Genomic DNA, 17743 nt, shown 5'->3' on the forward strand with positions numbered 1-17743 from the left:
CGGCAAAAAGGAGGTCGCAGAGCGCCCTCCAAGCGGCACAACACCGGAACGGCGCCATCCATTTCCGTTTTGCCAATTCATTGCCGTGCGGATGCGGCGTGGCGCACGGCTTACGCTCGTTCCATGGCCCCGCGCACCACCCGCCCCGTCGGCACGACGACCCGCGGGACCACCAACCCCAACCGGCTGCGGCGCATGGACCGCTGGATCGCCGCCGTGCACGGCCCGGCGCTGCGCCGGTCCGCCACGCCACCGGTCGCCGTCGACCTGGGCTACGGCGCCGCCCCGTGGACCGCCGTCGAACTCCTCGCCCGGCTGCGCACCGCCGACCCGCGCGCCGAGGTCGTGGGCATCGAGATCGAGCCCGGCCGGGTCGCCGCCGCCCGCCCCTACGAGCGGGAGGGCCTCCGCTTCCTGCACGGCGGCTTCGAGGTCCCGGTGCCCGGCGAGGCCGCCCTGATCCGCGCCGCGAACGTGCTGCGGCAGTACGACGAGGGCGAGGTCGCCGCGGTCTGGGCGCGTCTGTGCGGTCGCCTGGCACCCGGCGGGCTGCTCGTCGAGGGGACCTGCGACGAGATCGGGCGCCGCCACGTGTGGGTGGCGCTCGACCGGTCCGGGCCGCGGACGGTGACCTTCGCGACCCGGCTCGGCTCGCTGGAGCGCCCCTCCGACCTCGCGGAACGGCTGCCGAAGGCCCTCATCCACCGCAACGTGCCCGGAGAGCCGGTGCACGCGTTCCTGCGCGACTTCGACCGGGCGTGGGCGGCGGCGGCGCCGTACGCCTCGCTCGGCGCACGGCAGCGCTGGATCCGGGCCGTACACGATCTGGCGGCGGACTGGCCGCTGACGGACGGCCACCGGCGCTGGCGCCAGGGCGAGGTGACCGTGCGCTGGGAGGCGCTGGCACCGGCGGGATGAGCGGACTTCCCGTCACATCCCGGTGCATTCGGCCCCCGTCGGGAACGTGACGCGCCGATCACACGTCCCCGTGGGGGGAAGTCGGCCCGCACGTCCCGGTTTCCCCTGTTGCTTTCACGTTTCGCATGGCACTATCGCCAAGGTCACGAGGAAGTTACTGACGGTAAATCAGATGGGGCCGTCCGAGGGGGAGCTTTGAACCGACGCCGCTGGACCACCGCCACGCTCACCGTGGTCTGCGCCCTGACGGTGCTTGCCTCACCGGCGCTGACGCTCCAGGCGAGCGCGGCACCGCTGCCGCCGACCCCCCGCCCGGGGTCCACACAGACCGCGCCCCGGCTCCCCGAGAAGACCCTCGAGGAGGTCCGCGCCGAGATCGACGGCCTGTACCGCCAGGCCGCCGCCGCCACCGACGCCTACAACCTCGCCGAGGAGCAGGCCGACGAGCAGTCGGCCGAGATCGTGAAACTGGCGCAGATGATCGTCGCCGGCCGCGAGAAGATCGACCGCCTCAAGGCCCAGGCGGGCGCGGCCGCCCGCGCCCAGTACCGCAACGGCGGGCTGCCCGACGGCGCCCAGTTCGTCCTCACCGACGACCCCCAGCTCTTCCTCGACCACGCGGGACGGCTACAGCAGGGCGCCAAGGCCACCAGGGACCTGCTGGCGGAGATGGCGCAGACCCAGGTCGAACTCACCACCTACGCCAACGACGCCAGCACCAACTGGACCAAGCTGGAGGCCAACCGCCTCAAGCAGGCCAAGGCAAAGAAGGACATCGACGCCAAGATCGAGGCGGCCAAGAAGCTCGAGTCCGAGCTGGCCGCCGAGGAGCGCGCCCGCCTGCGCCGGCTCGAGGAGCAGGCGCAGTACCGGGCGCAGACCGCGTGGCTGAACTCCGGCATCCTCAAGGGCCTGGACGGCAAGGCGACCGAGCAGGGCAAGAAGGCGGTCAGGTTCGCCACCGCGCAGATCGGCAAGCCGTACGTGTGGGGCGCCGAAGGACCGGGCTCGTACGACTGCTCCGGGCTGACCCAGAGCGCCTGGATCGCGGCGGGCCGCCCCATCCCGCGCACCTCGCAGGAGCAGTGGCGCCTGCTGCCGCACGTGGACATCAAGGACATGCGGCCCGGCGACCTGATCGTCTACTTCAAGGACGCCAGCCACATCGGGATGTACGTCGGCGACGGCGCGATCGTGCACGCGCCGCGCCCGGGCCGGGACGTGACGATCGCGGGCGCGGGCTCGATGGAGATCCTGGGAGTGGTCCGCCCCGGCTGACGGGAGCGGTCCGCCCCGACCGGCGGGGGCGGGACCGGAGTCACGGGGTCCCGGCACCGCGGGCGGCGGGCGCGGCACCCCGCCGCGGGAGACCCGGCGGGCGACACGCCGCGGGAAGCCCGGAGGGCCATGTGCCGCCGGTCACCGGCAGCCGGTCCGTGCTGACCGGGATCTCCCGGTTCGGCATGCGCGTCACGCCCCCGCACCTCCCCGAACGCCTCCGGCGAGGCGTCCGTGGCCCCGGTCACGCTCGCCGGCGGCCGGCCCGCCACGTGATGTTCGTCATGGCTTCGCGGGCAACAACCTCCCCATGCGCGGCATATGCCATCCGCTCCCCGATGCCCGTACCGTGATCACCATTCCGCTGCCCGCCGGGGTACCGCTATGGTCCCGGTCTGGCGGGTCGTCGTTCGGCACCCGCCGCGCCCTCGGGGGGAGGGAAGGAACCAGGACCGATGTCCGTACCCGTACCGCGACAGAGAACCGACTCTGCTGCGGCGACCGGCGCTGCCACCGCCGCGGCAGGCACCGACCTCACCCTCCTGGTCGTCGAGGACGACCCGGCGGGTGCCCTTGCCGTACCCGAACTGCTGGACGCGGACGGCACTCGCGTCCGCATCCGCACCGCCCGCAACCTCACCGAGGCCGAGCGGCTGCTCACCGACGACGTGCACTGCGTCCTGGTCGACCTCGCGCTGCCCGGGCCGCGTGCCGCCGGTGACGACCCGCTGGCGCCACTGCGGCACCTCCTGCGGCTCGCGCCCCGGCACGCCGTCCTGGCGCTCGCCGCGTCGGCCGACGCAGAGTTGGCGGCGGAGGCGGTCCGCGTGGGTGCCCAGGACCACCTCTTCCGCGAGGAGCTGGACGGACGGCTGCTGAGCCGGGCCATCCGCTACGCGGTCGAGCGCAAGCGGGCGGACGCGGTGCAGGTCAAGCTGGCCGAGTCACGGCTGCGGGCCCAGGAGAACGCCCGGCTGGAGCGCGGACTGCTGCCCACCCCGCTGCTTGAGGGCTCCGACCTGCGGTTCGCGGCCCGCTACCGGCCCGGACGCTCCCGCGCCCTGCTCGGCGGCGACTTCTACGACACCGTCCGCACCCCGGACGGCACGGTCCACGCGATGATCGGCGACGTCTGCGGGCACGGCCCGGACGAGGCGGCGCTCGGCGTCGAGCTGCGGATCGCGTGGCGGGCGCTGACCTTCGCCGGCCTCTGCGGGGACGAGCTGCTCTCGACGATGCAGCAGGTCCTGGAGCACGAGCGGGAGAGCGACGAGATCTTCGCGACGCTGTGCACGGTCGACATCGCCCCGGACGGCCGCCGTGCGGGCCTCTGCCTGGCCGGACACCCCGCGCCGCTGATCGCCCGCAAGGACCGGCCGGCCCGCCTGCTGCCGTACGAGGACGGCGGCCCGGCCCTCGGGCTGCTGCCGCGCGCCCGCTGGCCGCGGCGGCAGGTGGAACTGGGCGCGTCCTGGAGCCTGCTGATGTACACCGACGGCCTGATCGAGGGCCGCTCGGCGGGCCCCGGCTCGCCGCGGCTCGGCCAGGACGGGATGGTCGAGATGATCAACCGGCAGCTGGCCGGGGGCCTGCGGGGCGAGGAGCTCCTGGACGCGGCGGTCACCGAGGTGCGCGCGCTGAACGGCGGGGAACTGACCGACGACGTGGCGGTCCTGGCACTGGAAAGGGCCCGGGGCTGACCCCCGGGCCCTGCTTCCCACCTGTGTCGCGGCCGGCGGGGACGGCACCCGCCGCTGTCCCGCGCTCCGTGACCGCGGAGGGCTACCGTCCGCCGTTGTAGGGGCCGTACGGTCCGTCGCTGCTGGAGCCGCCGCGCCGACCGCCCCCGCCGCCGGAGATCTGCCGGACCGCGGGCCGCACGTCCACCATGAAGACGATGGCCGCGATGAGACCCGCGATCTGCAGGAACAGCATCCCCGGCAGCAGCAGGTTCAGGGCGAGGTTGATGCCCAGCAGGATCAGCCAGAACTTCTTGGTCTGCTTCTCCGCGGCGCGGTAGGCGTCCTCGCGCACGGTCGCCGCGATCGCGAACGAGGCCACGGCGAAGCCGATGAAGACCAGCCAGATCACCAGCGAGAGGATGGAATCGAACCCGTCGCGCAACATACTGAGCACCGCCTCGTGAATGGTTGGAGCGCCTCGCGGTCAAGGTACCCGGTACAACGCACCGGGCACCTCGATTGGTGCCCCGCCTTACTGCTCCGTGGCGTCGGCGGTCTTCTTGGCCGTCGACTTGCGGGCGGGCGCCTTGCGCGCGGCGGGCGTCTTCTTGGCGGCGGGCTCCTCGGCGGCGGCCTTCGTCTCCGGCTCCTTCACCGCGTCCGGCTCGACGACGACGGCGATCTCGGTGAGCTCCTCGGCGGCCTCGCCGCGCCAGGCACGGACGGCCTCCTCGCCGTGCGCGGCGACCTCCTCGTACTTCTCACGGGCCTTCACCGCGTACTCCGCGGCGACGCCGACCCCGCGCAGCGCCAGGTCCTGGGCGGTCTCGCCCAGCTTCTTCAGGTCGGTGTCGAGGGTGCCGACGACCTCCGCGAGCTTCGACGTGACGGTGGCCTGCGCCTCCTTGGCGCCGGCGGACACCTTCTCCTGCACGGCCTTCGGGTCGGTCTTGCGCACGGCCTCGATGCGGGCCGGGGCCTCGGCGGCGATCTGCTCGATCAGCCCGGGCACCTTCTTGGCCTGCTGGACGGCGAGGTCGGCGGTGCCGGCGGCGAAGTAGAGGGGGGTACGCAGTTCTTCGATGATGGCCATGGGTGTGGTCCTCCCGGATGGGTACGTACTGCGACGACGACTGCTGGAGCTACGGCTGGGTCGAGGTCGAGGGTCGTTCGGCCTCGGGCGGTTCGGGGGCGTCGACGGCGTCGGAGGTGCCGGCGGCCCGGTGGGCCCCGGTCGCTCCGTCGGCGGAATCCGTGACCGTCGTCGCCGCGGCATCGGCGGCGTTCTCCTTGCGGAAGGAGTCGTAGATCTGGAGCAGCACCTGCTTCTGCCGCTCGTTGATCGAGGGATCGGCGAGTATGACGGCCCGCGTCTCCAGCTCCTCCCGCTCCTTCTCGTCGAGGATCCCGGCCCGCACGTACAGCGTCTCGGCGGAGATCCGCAGGGCCTTGGCGACCTGCTGCAGCACCTCGGCGCTGGGCTTGCGCAGACCGCGTTCGATCTGACTCAGGTACGGATTCGACACCCCGGCGGCATCGGCGAGCTGCCGCAGGGACAGCTGCGCGGAGCGCCGCTGCTCGCGGAGGTACTCGCCGAGATTGCCGACGTTCAGTGATGCCATGCTCCGACGATGCCACCCTCCGCTAACTATTGCAAGCACCTGCTTGCAATAGTGCGCCGCGTCACGGGGGTGGGCGGGAGCGGTCGAGCGCGGGCAGGCCCACGCTTCCGCCGCCGCACCCCTCCCCCCACCGCCAGGGATCCCGCCCTGACGCCCCCCGGCATCCCCGCGTAGCGTTCACTCCCCATTCATTGCAATGAGCCACGGCGAGGTCGTTGCATTGAAATCAGAACCGTTGCAACGAATTTGCCACTCTGAGCTGCAGCGATGCCATTGCATCGCAACGAACTTGTTGCCACTTCCTTGAATGCAACGTAGCGTTTCCGTCATCAGAAAGAGCGCGGGACCACACAGCGCACGACGCGGAAGCAGGAGATCACGATGCAGAAGTTCGACACCCCCAGCCCGGTGACCGCCGTCCTCGACATCCCCGGGGGCCGCATCCGGTTCATCGCCGCCGACCGGGCCGACACCACGGTCGAGATCCTGCCCGCCGACGCCTCGAAGGGCCGGGACGTGAAGGTCGCGGAGCAGACCGAGGTCGTCTACGGCGACGGCGTCCTGCGCATCGAGGTCCCGCCGGCGAAGAACAGGTTCCTCGGGCACTCCGGGGCCATCGAGGTGACCGTCCAGCTGCCCACCGGCTCCCGTGTCGAGGCGAAGGCGGCCGCCGCGGAGTTCCGCGGTGTCGGACGGCTCGGCGACGTCGCCTTCGCGGGCGGCTACCGCTCCGTCAAGCTCGACGAGGCCGCGAGTGCCCGCCTCACCGCCCACGACGGCGACGTCTCGGTCGGCCGGCTCGGCGGCCCCGCGGAGATCAGCACCCAGCGGGGCGCCATCCGGATCACCGAGGCGCTGCGCGGCGCGGTGACGCTCCGCACCGAGCAGGGCGACATCTCGGTCGGCGCCGCCCGCGGCGTCTCCGCCTCCCTGGACGCGGGCACCGGCCACGGCCGGATCGACAACGCGCTCCGGAACACCGACGGCGCCGACGCCGGCCTGAACATCCACGCGACCACGTCCTACGGCGACATCACCGCCCGCAGCCTCTGATCTTCGAAGGAGCCTTCTCATGACCGACCTGGCCATCGCGGCGAACGGGCTGCGCAAGTCCTACGGCGACAAGACCGTCCTCGACGGCATCGACCTCGCCGTCGCCGAAGGAACGATCTTCTCCCTGCTCGGCCCGAACGGCGCCGGCAAGACCACCGCCGTCAAGATCCTCTCCACCCTCATCTCGCCCGACCCCGCGAGCGGCTCGATCCGCGTCGGCGGCCACGACCTCGCCACCGACCCGCAGTCCGTGCGTGCCTCGATCGGCGTCACCGGACAGTTCTCCGCCGTCGACGGCCTGATCACCGGCGAGGAGAACATGCTCCTCATGGCGGACCTGCAGCACCTGTCCAAGCGGGAGGGGCGGCGGGTCACCGCCGAACTCCTGGAGCGCTTCGACCTCACCGAGGCCGCCAGGAAGCCCGCGTCCACCTACTCCGGCGGCATGAAGCGCCGTCTCGACATCGCCATGACCCTGGTCGGCGACCCGCGGATCATCTTCCTCGACGAGCCGACCACTGGCCTCGACCCGCGCTCCCGGCACAACATGTGGCAGATCATCCGCGAACTCGTCACCGGCGGCGTCACCGTCTTCCTCACCACCCAGTACCTGGAGGAGGCCGACGAACTCGCCGACCGCATCGCGGTGCTGAACGACGGCAGGATCGCCGCCGAAGGCACCGCCAAGGAACTGAAGCGGCTCGTCCCCGGCGGGCACATCCGCCTCCGCTTCACCGACCCGGCCGCGTACCGGAACGCCTCCTCCTCGCTGGGCGAGGCGGCGGCCCGCGACGACGACGCGCTGTCCCTGCAGATCCCCAGCGACGGCAGCCAGCGCGAACTGCGCACGGTCCTCGACCGGCTCGACACCGCCGGCATCGAGGCGGACGAACTGACCGTCCACACCCCCGACCTCGACGACGTGTTCTTCGCCCTGACCGGCGGATCCGCCGTCCCCCACCAGTCCAAGGAGACCGTCCGATGAGCACCGCCCTGGCTCCCGCCCGCCCGTCCCGGCTCTCCCTCGCCGTGCGCGACAGCGCCACGATGCTGCGCCGCAACCTCCTGCACGCCCGGCGCTACCCGTCCCTCACGCTGAACCTGCTGCTCACCCCGGTGATGCTGCTGCTGCTCTTCGTCTACATCTTCGGCGACACCATGAGCGCGGGGATCGGCGGCGGAGACCGCTCCGCCTACATCGCCTACCTCGTGCCCGGCATCCTGCTCATGACCATCGGCTCCACCACGATCGGCACCGCCGTCTCCGTCTCCACCGACATGAACGAGGGCATCATCGCCCGCTTCCGCACCATGGCCATCCACCGCGGGTCCGTGCTCTTCGGGCACGTCGTCGGCAGCGTGCTGCAGGCGATCATCAGCGTCGTCCTGGTCGGCGCCGTCGGGGTGGCCATGGGCTTCCGCTCCACCGATGCGAGCGTCCTGGAGTGGGTCGCGGCGTTCGGACTGCTCGCCCTGGTCTCGCTGGCCTTCACCTGGATCGCGGTCGGGATGGGCATGGGCGCCCCCAACGCCGAGGCCGCCAGCAACAACGCGATGCCGCTGATCCTCCTGCCCCTCATCTCCAGCGCCTTCGTCCCGCTCGACTCGATGCCGGGCTGGTTCCAGCCGATCGCCGAGTACCAGCCCTTCACCCCCGCCATCGAGACCCTGCGCGGCCTGCTGCTCGGCACCGAGATCGGCAACAACGGCTGGATCGCCGTCGCCTGGTGCGTCGGCCTCACGGTGCTCGGCTACTTCTGGTCGACCTCGAAGTTCAACAGCGACCCGAGCTGACCGCCATGACCGTGCGGGCCTCGTCCCGCGACCCGTCCGACCCCCCGGGGCGGCGTGCACCGACATCGCGTCGGCGCCCGCCGCCCCGTTCCGCGTGCGGGGCCGGGGCGGCGGGAGCGAGGAAGCGGGCGGGAGAGCGGAACGGCCGGCACGCGCGAAGGGGACGCCCGATGAGCGGGCGTCCCCTTCGCGCGTGGAGCGGGTGGTGCGGTCAGATCGAGGAGTCGTCGAACGGCGCATGCATCACCGAGGAGGCGTGGCAGGTCGTCACGACACCCGTGCTCACCTTGATCTTGCAGACCTCGAAGTAGGCGAGGCTGATGTAGCCGCCGGGCGCCGCGTACGTCGTCCAGGTCGCCGTGTCACGGCCCGTCGGGATCGTCCGCATCCGCCACTCGATCCGGCCGTTCTCGCCGTTCGTGATGAGGCGGATGCCGATGGCGTAGCCGTCGGTCGCCGTGTCCTTCAGGGTGATGTTGACGGGGTCGAGCCGGTACGGGCGGCCCCGCCAGCCGATGTCCATCCGGCCGTAGTACGAGAAGTCCGTCGCGGTCACGCTGTCGGAGGTCGTGAGCGGGGCGGCCGCGGCGGGCGTGGCGGCCAGCGGGCCGAGCACGGCGGCCAGGGCTGTGGCACAGGTGGCCACGGTGTACTTGAAGCGCATGAATCCCCCGGTGAGAGAGCAGAGTTGGTCGAAGATGATCACTCTAGCGGGGATCCTGGTCACGCTTTCCGCAGCTCGCGGCGGGGTGACGGTGGAGATGAGCCGCGAAGCGGTACGCGGAAGGCCGGCGCCCCCGGGTGGGGTGCCGGCCTTCCGCGTCGGGACGGAGGTGGCGGGTCAGGCGACGAGCTCGGTGTCCTCGTGGGCCGAGGGCTCCTCGGCGGCCGGGGCCGGCTTCTTGTCGCGCATGACCAGTGCGGCGAGGACCGCGGCGGCCAGGACGCCGACGGCGCTGACGGTGAAGGTGGTCGACATCGAGGAGGCGAAGGCCTCCCGGGCAGCGGCCACCAGGCCGGGGTCGCCGCCGGCGACCGCCCCGCCGATCGACTGCCGGGCCGCCTCGGGGGCGTCGGCGGGCATCTCGGCGGTGTAGTTGGCGGTCAGCAGCGAGCCGAGGATCGCGATGCCGAGCGCGGTGCCGGCCTGCTGGATGGTGTCGTTCAGGGCCGAGCCGACGCCCGCCTTCTCCTCCGGGATCGTGCCCATCAGGGCGCCGACCGCGGCCGGCATCGCGAGGCCGGCACCGAGGCCGAGCAGACCGAGCGCGATCGCCGGGAGGGTGAAGCCCGAGTCGGCGGTGACCGTGGTCAGCAGGGCGAAGGACGAGGCCATGACGAGCATGCCGGCCAGGATCAGGAGGCGGTGGCCGATCTTCGCGGCCAGGCCGGCACCGGCACCGTTGCCGATGAGGGCGGCGACGGCCAGCGGGACGAAGGCGAGCCCGGCCTTGATCGGCGAGTAGCCGAGGACGAACTGCAGGTACTGGGTGAGGACGAGCAGCAGGCCGCCGTTGCCGATCTGCACCAGGGTCAGGGAGAGCGAACCGCCGCTGAAGTTGCGGTGCTTGAAGAGGACCAGCGGGACCATCGGCGAGTCGGTGACGTTCTCCCAGATCACGAAGCCGGCCAGGGAGACCGCGGCGACGACGAGGGTGATCGCCGACCGGCCGCCGAAGACGCCGTGCTGCGGGATCTCGATGATCCACCAGATCAGCGCGGTCATGCCGGCCACGGAGAGCACCGCGCCGAGCGGGTCCGGCTTCTGCCACGGGCCCTTGGACTCCGGCATGAGGGTGAGCGCGGCGAGCACGGCCAGGGCCACGACCGGGACGTTGATGAAGAAGATCGAGTGCCAGGAGAAGTGGTCGATCAGCACGCCGCCGAGCACCGGGCTGCCGACCAGGCCGAGCATGGACACCGAGCCCCACGCCGCCATCGCCTTGGGCCGCTCGTCCTCGTCGAAGACGGTGATGAGGATGGACAGGGTCGAGGGCATGATCAGAGCGCCGCCGACCCCCATCGTGATCCGTGCCGCGATCACCTCGGCGGGACTGGTACAGACCGTCGCCGCCAGCGAGGCCAGCCCGAACAGGAGCAGGCCGAGGACCATCACCTTCCGGCGCCCGAACCGGTCTCCGAGGCTTCCGGAGGTCAGCAGCAGGCCGGCGAACACCAGGATGTAGGAGTCGAGGATCCACTGGATGTCCTGGGCGCTCGCGCCGATGTCCTCGGTCATCGAGGGCACCGCGACCGTCAGCGCCATGCTGTCGACCACCAGGACCAGCGTGCTGAGGCACAGCACGACGAGGATCCACCAGCGGCGTGGATTGCGGGTTTCCATGGGGTTTCCTCTCGACCTGCGTACGTCGTTCCTTCGTTGCGAACACTGTACGCAGCTGCGAGCACCGTACGCAAGACTCGTTTCCCGTACGCTGGATGCGAACGTCGTACGCAACCTCAGGAGGCTCCATGGCCGCCAAGAGCAACCCGATCCCGTCCGTGTGGGCGAGGCAGCAGCGCGAGCCCGACCAACCCGCGCTCAGCAGGGCGTCGATCGTCCGTGAGGCGATCGTGATGCTGGACGCCGACGGCATCGAGGCGCTGAGCATGCGCAAGCTCGGCGCGCGGCTGAACGCCGGCGCGACCTCCCTCTACCGGCACGTGGCCACCAAGGACGAGCTGATGGAGCTCGCGGTGGACGAGGTCGCGGCGGAGATCACGGTCCCGCCGGCCGGCGGCCCCGACTGGCGCGCCGCCGCCACCGAGGCCGCCGCGTCCTTCCGCGCGACGGCCCTCCGCCACCCCTGGCTCTCCTCGGTCCTCGGCCAGGCCGGGCTCGCCTACCTGGGCCCCAACCTCATGGCGTACTCCGAGCGGCTGGCCGCCCTGTTCACCTCGGCGGGCTTCCCCGAGCCGAGCCGGGCGATCGACACCGTGCTCTCGTACGTCATCGGCATGAGCACCACCGAGGCCGCGTGGCTCACCACGGTCGCCCGCTCCGGCGAGACCGAGGCCGACTTCATCGCCCGGCTGATGCCGGCCGCCCAGCAGGCCGCGGCCGGGCACGACCACCTCACCGACGCCTACGCGGACGCGGGGGTCCACGCGATCGTCGACCCGGTGGAGATCCGCGACAACAAGTTCGCGTACGGCCTGGAGGTCGTCCTCGACGGCCTCGCCCTGCGCCTCGCGGACGCGCCCTGACCCGGGGGCGCCCGGTCCGGACCGGCGGGCGGGGGCACCCGCCCGCGCCCCCGCCCGCCGGTCGCCCCGGTCTTCCAGTTGCGGATAATCCGCGACGGACCGGCTTTCGTTACCCTGGCGAGCATGACCGCCATGGCGCCCACGCGCACCGAACCGGACCTGTCCTTCCTCCTCGACCACACGAGCCACGTCCTGCGGACCCGGATGAGCGCCCGGCTCGGCGAGATCGGACTGACCCCGCGGATGCACTGCGTCCTCGTCCACGCCCTGGAGGAGGAGCGCACGCAGGCCCAGCTCGCCGAGATCGGCGACATGGACAAGACCACGATGGTGGTGACCGTCGACGCCCTGGAGAAGGCCGGCCTCGCGGAGCGCAGGCCCTCCAGCACCGACCGGCGTGCGCGGATCATCGCGGTGACCGAGGAGGGGGCGAAGGTCGCCGTGGAGAGCCAGAAGATCGTCGACGACGTCCATCAGCAGGCCCTCGGCTCGCTGCCCGCCGACGAGCGCGAGGCCCTGCTCCGCGCACTGAACCGGCTGGTCAAGGGCCACCTGGAGACCCCGGTCGAGGGGCCGCGGCCGGCCCGGAGGGCGCGCCAGAAGGGATAGCCGCCGGAGCCGCGCGACGCGGCCGCACAGCCAGGTTCCGTAAAAGATAGTCTGCAACAAAACTATCTGCTACGGTCTTTCTTGTTGCTCCCGACGACAGGAGAGACCCCGATGTCCGCCACCGCCGCACCCTCCCCCCGGACCCGCTCCCGCCGGCTCGCCCTCGGCGTCCTGGCCACCGGGATGCTGATGACGATCCTCGACGGCAGCATCGTCACCGTCGCCATGCCGGCCATCCAGAGCGACCTCGGTTTCACCCCGGCCGGTCTGACCTGGGTCGTCAACGCCTACCTCATCGCCTTCGGCTCGCTGCTCCTGCTCGCCGGCCGCCTCGGCGACCTGATCGGCCGCAAACGGATGTTCCTCGCGGGGACGGGGGTCTTCACCGCCGCGTCCCTGCTGGCCGGCGTCGCCGCCTCCCCCGGGGTCCTGATCGCCGCCCGCTTCCTGCAGGGCGTCGGCAGCGCGATGGCGTCCGCGGTGGGCCTCGGCATCCTCGTCACGCTGTTCACCGAGCCGCGCGAACGGGCCAGGGCCATCGCCGTGTTCAGCTTCACGGGCGCCGCCGGCGCCTCGATCGGACAGGTCCTGGGCGGCGTCCTCACCGACGCGCTCGCCTGGAACTGGATCTTCTTCATCAACCTGCCGATCGGCATCGCCACCGTGCTCGTCGCCGTCCCCGCCCTCCCGGCCGACAGCGGGCTCGGCCTGAAGGCGGGCGCGGACGCCCTCGGCGCGCTGCTCGTCACCGCCGGCCTCATGACCGGGATCTACGCGGTCGTCAAGGTCGAGACGTACGGCGCCACTTCGGCCCACACCCTCGGCCTCGGCACCCTCGCCCTGCTCCTGATCGCCGGCTTCCTGGTCCGCCAGGCCACGGCGAGGAACCCGCTGATGCCCCTGCGGATCCTCCGCTCGCGCAGCGTCGCCGGCGCCAACCTGGTCCAGATGCTGATGGTCGCCGCCCTGTTCTCCTTCCAGGTCCTCGTCGCGCTCTACCTGCAGAACGTGCTCGGCTACGGCGCGGCCCGGACCGGCCTCGCGATGCTGCCGGCCGCGGCCGTCATCGGCGCCGTGTCGCTGGGCGTCTCGGCCCGGCTCAACGCCCGCTTCGGCGAACGCAACGTGCTGCTGGCCGGCCTGGTGCTGCTCATCGGCGTCCTCGGCCTGCTGACCCGGGTGCCCGGCAGCGCCGAGCAGGCGAACTACCTCACCGACCTGCTGCCGGTGATGCTCCTCGCGGCCGGCTTCGGCCTCGCGCTCCCCGCCCTGACCTCGCTGGGCATGTCCGGCGCGAAGGCGGAGGACGCGGGCCTGGCCTCCGGTCTCTTCAACACCACCCAGCAGATCGGCATGGCCCTCGGCGTCGCGGTCCTCTCCACGCTGGCCGCCTCCCGCACCGAGTCGCTGACCGCGGCCGGCCGTCCGGCCGCCGAGGCCCTGACCGGCGGATTCCACCTGGCGTTCGGGGTCGGCGCCGGCCTCCTCACCGCCGCGCTGGTGGTCGCCTTCGCCGTCCTGCGCCGCCCGGAGGAGACGGGGCAGGCCGCTCCCGCCGAGCGGGAGGCCCACCCGGCCGCCGTCTGAGCGGCCTGCCGCGCCCCGCACCACGACGCGGACCGGAAACGCGGCGCGCGGCCGAGGCCGCTTCGGACCCACCCCGCGGTGGTCGAAGCGGCCTCGGCCTCGTCGTCCGGCGGTCCGGGACCCGGCGGCTCAGGGGCGACGTCCGTACCAGGCCACCAGGCGGTCGACGGCCGGCGCGTCGGGGGCGGTCTCGACGACCGGGCCGAACGGGACCCCCTCGCCCCGGCGTTCCGCCGGCAGCGCGCGCTCCATCGCCTGCAGCGACGCCGCCAGGACGGCCGGATCCCAGGCGGGCGACTGACCGGTCGCGACCGCCACGTCCCAGGTGTGCACGGTGAACTCGCCCGCGTACGCCACCAGCGCGGCGGCACCCGGCAGCGTGCCGAACGGCAGGGTCACCGGCCTGTCGAGCAGCCCGGGATCAGCGGTCCAGACCGCCCTCGCCTCGTCGGCCGCCTCGTGCCACGAGCCGTCCGCGACGTGCGGCAGGGCCATCGGGTCGCCGCCGCGCCCGACCAGGGCGAACCGCCGCAGGACGGCGACGATGTGCCGGGCCAGCTCCCGCACGTCGTACTCCTCGCACGGCGTCGGCAGGTCGTACTGGTCGGGGCGTACGGCGTCCAGCGTGGCCGCGGCGAGGGCGACCGCGCCGAGGAAGGCGCTCAACGGATCGGCGGCGGACGGCGAGGCGGAGCCGGCGGCGGGAGCGGACGGGACGGACGGGGAAGCGGGGGTGGACGGGGGAGCGGGGGTGGACGGGGAAGCGGTCTGGTGGCGCGTCGTCGACTGGGTCATGCACGGCACTCTGCTCGCATAACCGGTCATCCTCTGACCGGTTTCTCCGCGAGAATCCCGCACATGAGAGCCGACCGACTCGTCGCCGCCCTGCTCTTCCTCCAGACCCGGGGCCGCGTCACGGCCGCCGAGGTGGCCGCCGAACTGGAGGTGTCCGAGCGGACCGCCCGCCGGGACCTCGAAGCCCTGGCCACCGCGGGCATCCCGGTGTACGCGCAGGCCGGGCGCGGCGGCGGGTGGGCTCTGGTCGGCGGCGCGCGCACCGACCTGAGCGGGCTGACCGAGAGCGAGATCCGCGCACTGTTCCTGCTCGCCGGACCGAGCGCCACCAGTCCCGAACTGCGGGTCGTCCTGCGCAAGCTCGTCCGGGCGCTGCCGGCACCCCTGCGGGAGGGCGCCGAGGCGGCCTCCCGCGCCGGGGTCGACGACGGCACGGACTGGTCCGGGACCGAGGCGGGCGAACCCCGGCTCCCCGCGCTCCAGCGGGCCGTGGTCGAGGGGCACAGGCTCCGGATCGGCTACGCCCGCCCCGGCGAGGAGCCCCGTGAGCGGACCGTGCACCCCCTGGGCGTCGCGGCCAAGGCCGGGGTCCGCTACCTGGTGGCGGACACGGACGCGGGCCTGCGCACCTTCCGCGTCAGCCGGATCGTCTCCGTCGTGGAGACGGGCGAACCGGCCGTACGGCCCGCGGGGTTCGACCTCGCCGCCACCTGGCGCACGCTCGCCGCCCGCATGGAGGACCGGATGGTCGCCGCGACCGTGCGGGGCCGCGCCGCGCCCGGCACGGCGGCGGTCCTGGACCGGCTCCTGGGCGGGCGGCTGCGGTACACCGGGCGGGACGAGGACGGCTGGTCGGCCATCGAGGTGGACGGCCCCACCCCGGAGGTGGTGGCCGCCCAGCTCGCCGGTCTGGGCGCCCGTGTCGAGGTCCTCGAACCCCCCGAGGCCCGCGCCCACCTGGCCCGCCTCGGTGCCGAACTGGCCCGGGTGTACGCCGGCTCCACACCGTCCGCGCCCCCGGGCGCCGCCCGGTCGGGCCCGGCCTGAGCGACGGGCCCTCGGCGACGTCCGGAGGACCCTCCCGGCAATCCCGCCGCGCGCGGGGCCCGAAGGCGGCCGGCGCGGCCTCCCGTTCAGCGGGGCGCGCCGGTCTCCTCCGCGGCGGCCGGCGCCGGCACCTCCCGGGCGGGGCGCTCCGTACCGCGCGTCTCCGTACCGCGCGCCTCCGTACCGCGCCCCTGCGGAACCGCGTCCGCCGCCTCCGGGACCGGCGCCGCCCCCTGCCCGGCCGCCCCGCCCCCGGCCGCAGCGACGCCCGTCGTCCACCGGGTCAGCGCCACCCCGACCAGTACGACCGCCATGCCCGTCACGACCCGCGCGCTCAGGGGTTCGTCGAGGACGAGGGCGCCCAGCGCCACGGACACCACCGGCAGGAGATAGCCGACCGTGGCCGCGCTCGTCGGCCCCTCCTCCGCGATCATCCGGTAGTTCAGATGGAAGGTGAGGCCGGTCGCGAAGACCCCGAGCACGACGACCGCGAGCACTCCCGCCCAGGTGACCCCCGCCGAACCGCCGGCCGCCAGGGCCGGCACGCTCAGCCCGGTCGCCGTGAGCAGCTGGGCCGCGGAGAGCGCCAGCGGCGCGGTGCCCCGCCCGGTGAGCCGGCGGGCCATGTACGCGAAGGCCACCGCGTAGCTCGCGGAGGCACCCAGCAGGGCGAGCGCGCCGAGGCTCATCAGGCCGGAGCCCGCGCTCCAGGGCGCGAAGATCAGCAGGACACCGGCGAAGCCGAGCACCAGCCCGCCGAGCCGGGCGGGGTGGAGCGGCCGGTCCGTGCCCGTGCCCAGTCCGATGAGGAGGGCCCAGAGGGGGGTGGTGGCGTTGAGCACGCCCGCCACCCCGCTGTCGACGGTCTGCTCGCCGACCGAGAAGAGCAGGAAGGGCAGCGCGTTGCAGAAGAAGGCCGCGACGGCCAGCCGCCGCCAGGTCGTGCCATCCCGCGGCAGCCGCTGCCCCGTCCCGTACGCGAGCGCGAGGAGCACCGCCGCCCCGAGGAGACACCGGACGAAGGTGATCCACCCCGGCGTCAGGCCCTGTTGGAGGGAGATCTTGATCCAGAGAAAGCCCGAGCCCCAGAGCAGGGCCAGCACGCCCATGCGTGTCGCCGATGTCATGGCTCCACCGTCCTCCGCCTCACCCGACAGGACAAGCGAAGAATCATGCATCCAGCGTTAAGCTCTCCTACATGCTCGATGTGAGACGTCTGCAGGTGCTCCGGTCCGTCGTCACGAGCGGCTCGGTCACCGCCGCCGCCGCGCACCTCGGCTACACCCCCTCGGCGGTGAGCCAGCAGATCACCGTGCTGGAGCGGGAGGCGGGCATCGAACTGCTAGAACGCTTCGGCCGGGGCGTGCGGCCGACCGCCGCCGGGCGGCTGCTCACCGAGTACGCCGCCGTCATCGGCCGCCAGGTCGCCGAGGCCGAGACCGCGCTGGCCGACCTGCGGGCGGGCCGCACCGGCCGGATCGCGGTCCGCTACTTCGCCACGGCGGGGGCCGACCTCGTGGCCCCGGCCCTGGCCCGCTTCCGCGCCGAACACCCGGGGATCCGGGTCGACCTGAGGATCGCCGACGGCGCGACCGACCCGGAGGCGGACCTCACGCTCCTGGTCCGGCCGCGGGACGGCGGAGCGGGCACGTCCGGCGACGGTCTGCGGCTGGTCCCGCTGGTCGACGACCCGTACCGGGTCGTCCTGCCCAAGGGCCACCCGCTGGCCGGCCGCCGCGGCGCCGTCGAGCTGGCCGATCTCGCGACCGAGCCCTGGGTCGGCAGCGAGCGGCCCGGACCCTGTCTCGACGCGGTCCTGGACGCGTGCGCGGCGGCCGGGTTCACCCCGGACATCGCGGTCGAGTGCGAGGAGTACGGGGCGGCGCAGGGCTTCGTCGCGGCCGGGCTCGGCATCAGCCTGATCCCTCTGATGGGGCTGGGCAGCCGCCACCCGAACGTGGTCGTCCGCAAGATCCGGGGCCCGGAGCCGGTCCGCTCGATCCACGCGGCGGTACGGGAGTCCTCGCTGAGCCTGCCCGCCGTGCGCGACCTGCTGACGGCACTTCAGGAGGCCCGGCCGGAGCGCCGGTCGGCCTGAAGGTCCGGCGCGCACCGCGCCCGGAACCGTGCCACCCGCGATCGCGCGGGGCG

General features: G+C 73.1%; 18 protein-coding genes. 11 read left to right on the plus strand and 7 right to left on the minus strand.

Going from position 1 to position 17743, the window contains the following annotated elements; all coding sequences use genetic code 11:
* Nucleotides 1-123 precede the first annotated feature (123 nt).
* The 3 genes from ACE1OA_RS15860 to ACE1OA_RS15870 all read left to right on the plus strand — a co-directional run bounded on the left by ACE1OA_RS15860 (nt 124) and on the right by ACE1OA_RS15870 (nt 3896).
* Nucleotides 124-918 (plus strand): class I SAM-dependent methyltransferase, encoded by a 795-nt coding sequence (locus tag ACE1OA_RS15860; protein WP_384870276.1) that lies wholly within the window; start codon nt 124-126, stop codon nt 916-918.
* 195 nt (nt 919-1113) lie between these two features.
* Nucleotides 1114-2196, plus strand: coding sequence for a C40 family peptidase (locus ACE1OA_RS15865; protein ID WP_384870274.1), 1083 nt, complete (start codon nt 1114-1116; stop codon nt 2194-2196).
* Between the two features lie 455 nt (nt 2197-2651).
* A complete protein-coding gene (locus tag ACE1OA_RS15870) occupies nt 2652-3896 on the plus strand; it encodes a PP2C family protein-serine/threonine phosphatase (RefSeq protein ID WP_356607160.1) in 1245 nt (414 codons plus the stop codon).
* An 82-nt stretch (nt 3897-3978) separates the two neighbouring features.
* Here the strand turns inward: ACE1OA_RS15870 and ACE1OA_RS15875 are convergent, their stop codons facing one another.
* The 3 genes from ACE1OA_RS15875 to ACE1OA_RS15885 all read right to left on the minus strand — a co-directional run bounded on the left by ACE1OA_RS15875 (nt 3979) and on the right by ACE1OA_RS15885 (nt 5500).
* On the minus strand, nt 3979-4323 hold the full coding sequence (locus ACE1OA_RS15875; RefSeq protein WP_356607279.1) for a DUF2516 family protein: 345 nt from the start codon (nt 4321-4323) through the stop codon (nt 3979-3981).
* An 87-nt stretch (nt 4324-4410) separates the two neighbouring features.
* A complete protein-coding gene (locus tag ACE1OA_RS15880; RefSeq protein ID WP_384870273.1) occupies nt 4411-4971 on the minus strand; it encodes a hypothetical protein in 561 nt (186 codons plus the stop codon).
* Nucleotides 4972-5020: 49 nt separating this feature from the next.
* On the minus strand, nt 5021-5500 hold the full coding sequence (locus tag ACE1OA_RS15885) for a helix-turn-helix domain-containing protein (RefSeq protein WP_356778632.1): 480 nt from the start codon (nt 5498-5500) through the stop codon (nt 5021-5023).
* 381 nt (nt 5501-5881) lie between these two features.
* Here ACE1OA_RS15885 and ACE1OA_RS15890 point away from each other — a divergent pair, with 381 nt between their 5' ends.
* Genes ACE1OA_RS15890 through ACE1OA_RS15900 form a run of 3 tightly spaced genes read left to right on the plus strand, consistent with a single transcriptional unit; the run spans nt 5882 to nt 8347 of the window.
* The gene (locus ACE1OA_RS15890) at nt 5882-6553 is read left to right on the plus strand and encodes a DUF4097 family beta strand repeat-containing protein (RefSeq protein WP_384870272.1); all 672 of its coding nucleotides are present in this window, start codon (nt 5882-5884) and stop codon (nt 6551-6553) included.
* A gap of 19 nt (nt 6554-6572) precedes the next feature.
* Nucleotides 6573-7538 (plus strand): ATP-binding cassette domain-containing protein, encoded by a 966-nt coding sequence (locus ACE1OA_RS15895; protein WP_356778631.1) that lies wholly within the window; start codon nt 6573-6575, stop codon nt 7536-7538.
* Entirely contained in the window at nt 7535-8347 is an 813-nt protein-coding gene (locus tag ACE1OA_RS15900) for an ABC transporter permease (RefSeq protein ID WP_356607170.1), read from the plus strand. The genes ACE1OA_RS15895 and ACE1OA_RS15900 overlap by 4 nt, the downstream gene beginning before the upstream one ends.
* 211 nt (nt 8348-8558) lie before the next feature.
* Here ACE1OA_RS15900 and ACE1OA_RS15905 read toward each other — a convergent pair whose 3' ends face one another.
* Entirely contained in the window at nt 8559-9053 is a 495-nt protein-coding gene (locus ACE1OA_RS15905) for a hypothetical protein (protein ID WP_432752938.1), read from the minus strand.
* Nucleotides 9054-9188: 135 nt separating this feature from the next.
* Entirely contained in the window at nt 9189-10691 is a 1503-nt protein-coding gene (locus ACE1OA_RS15910) for an MFS transporter (protein WP_432752939.1), read from the minus strand.
* A gap of 128 nt (nt 10692-10819) precedes the next feature.
* On the opposite strand from ACE1OA_RS15910, the gene ACE1OA_RS15915 reads away from it, so the two are divergent.
* From ACE1OA_RS15915 to ACE1OA_RS15925, 3 genes are all read left to right on the plus strand, one after another.
* The gene (locus tag ACE1OA_RS15915; RefSeq protein ID WP_356607176.1) at nt 10820-11554 is read left to right on the plus strand and encodes a TetR/AcrR family transcriptional regulator C-terminal domain-containing protein; all 735 of its coding nucleotides are present in this window, start codon (nt 10820-10822) and stop codon (nt 11552-11554) included.
* Nucleotides 11555-11677: 123 nt separating this feature from the next.
* Nucleotides 11678-12163 (plus strand): MarR family winged helix-turn-helix transcriptional regulator, encoded by a 486-nt coding sequence (locus ACE1OA_RS15920; protein WP_356607178.1) that lies wholly within the window; start codon nt 11678-11680, stop codon nt 12161-12163.
* A 111-nt stretch (nt 12164-12274) separates the two neighbouring features.
* Nucleotides 12275-13750: a DHA2 family efflux MFS transporter permease subunit gene (locus ACE1OA_RS15925; protein WP_432752940.1), complete on the plus strand. Its 1476-nt coding sequence runs from the start codon at nt 12275-12277 to the stop codon at nt 13748-13750.
* A gap of 129 nt (nt 13751-13879) precedes the next feature.
* On the opposite strand, the gene ACE1OA_RS15930 is transcribed toward ACE1OA_RS15925, so the two are convergent.
* Nucleotides 13880-14545, minus strand: a complete 666-nt coding sequence (locus tag ACE1OA_RS15930; protein WP_432752941.1) for a TIGR03086 family metal-binding protein — start codon at nt 14543-14545, stop codon at nt 13880-13882.
* Nucleotides 14546-14608: 63 nt separating this feature from the next.
* Between ACE1OA_RS15930 and ACE1OA_RS15935 the strand changes: the two genes are divergently transcribed.
* A complete protein-coding gene (locus ACE1OA_RS15935) occupies nt 14609-15592 on the plus strand; it encodes a helix-turn-helix transcriptional regulator (protein WP_432752942.1) in 984 nt (327 codons plus the stop codon).
* An 86-nt stretch (nt 15593-15678) separates the two neighbouring features.
* Here the strand turns inward: ACE1OA_RS15935 and ACE1OA_RS15940 are convergent, their stop codons facing one another.
* Nucleotides 15679-16719, minus strand: a complete 1041-nt coding sequence (locus ACE1OA_RS15940; protein ID WP_432752943.1) for a DMT family transporter — start codon at nt 16717-16719, stop codon at nt 15679-15681.
* A gap of 71 nt (nt 16720-16790) precedes the next feature.
* Here ACE1OA_RS15940 and ACE1OA_RS15945 point away from each other — a divergent pair, with 71 nt between their 5' ends.
* Nucleotides 16791-17690: a LysR family transcriptional regulator gene (locus ACE1OA_RS15945; RefSeq protein ID WP_356607188.1), complete on the plus strand. Its 900-nt coding sequence runs from the start codon at nt 16791-16793 to the stop codon at nt 17688-17690.
* Nucleotides 17691-17743: the final 53 nt, after the last annotated feature.

This window comes from Streptomyces sp. JL2001, from assembly GCF_050917515.1.
Taxonomy (GTDB): Bacteria; Actinomycetota; Actinomycetes; order Streptomycetales; family Streptomycetaceae; genus Streptomyces.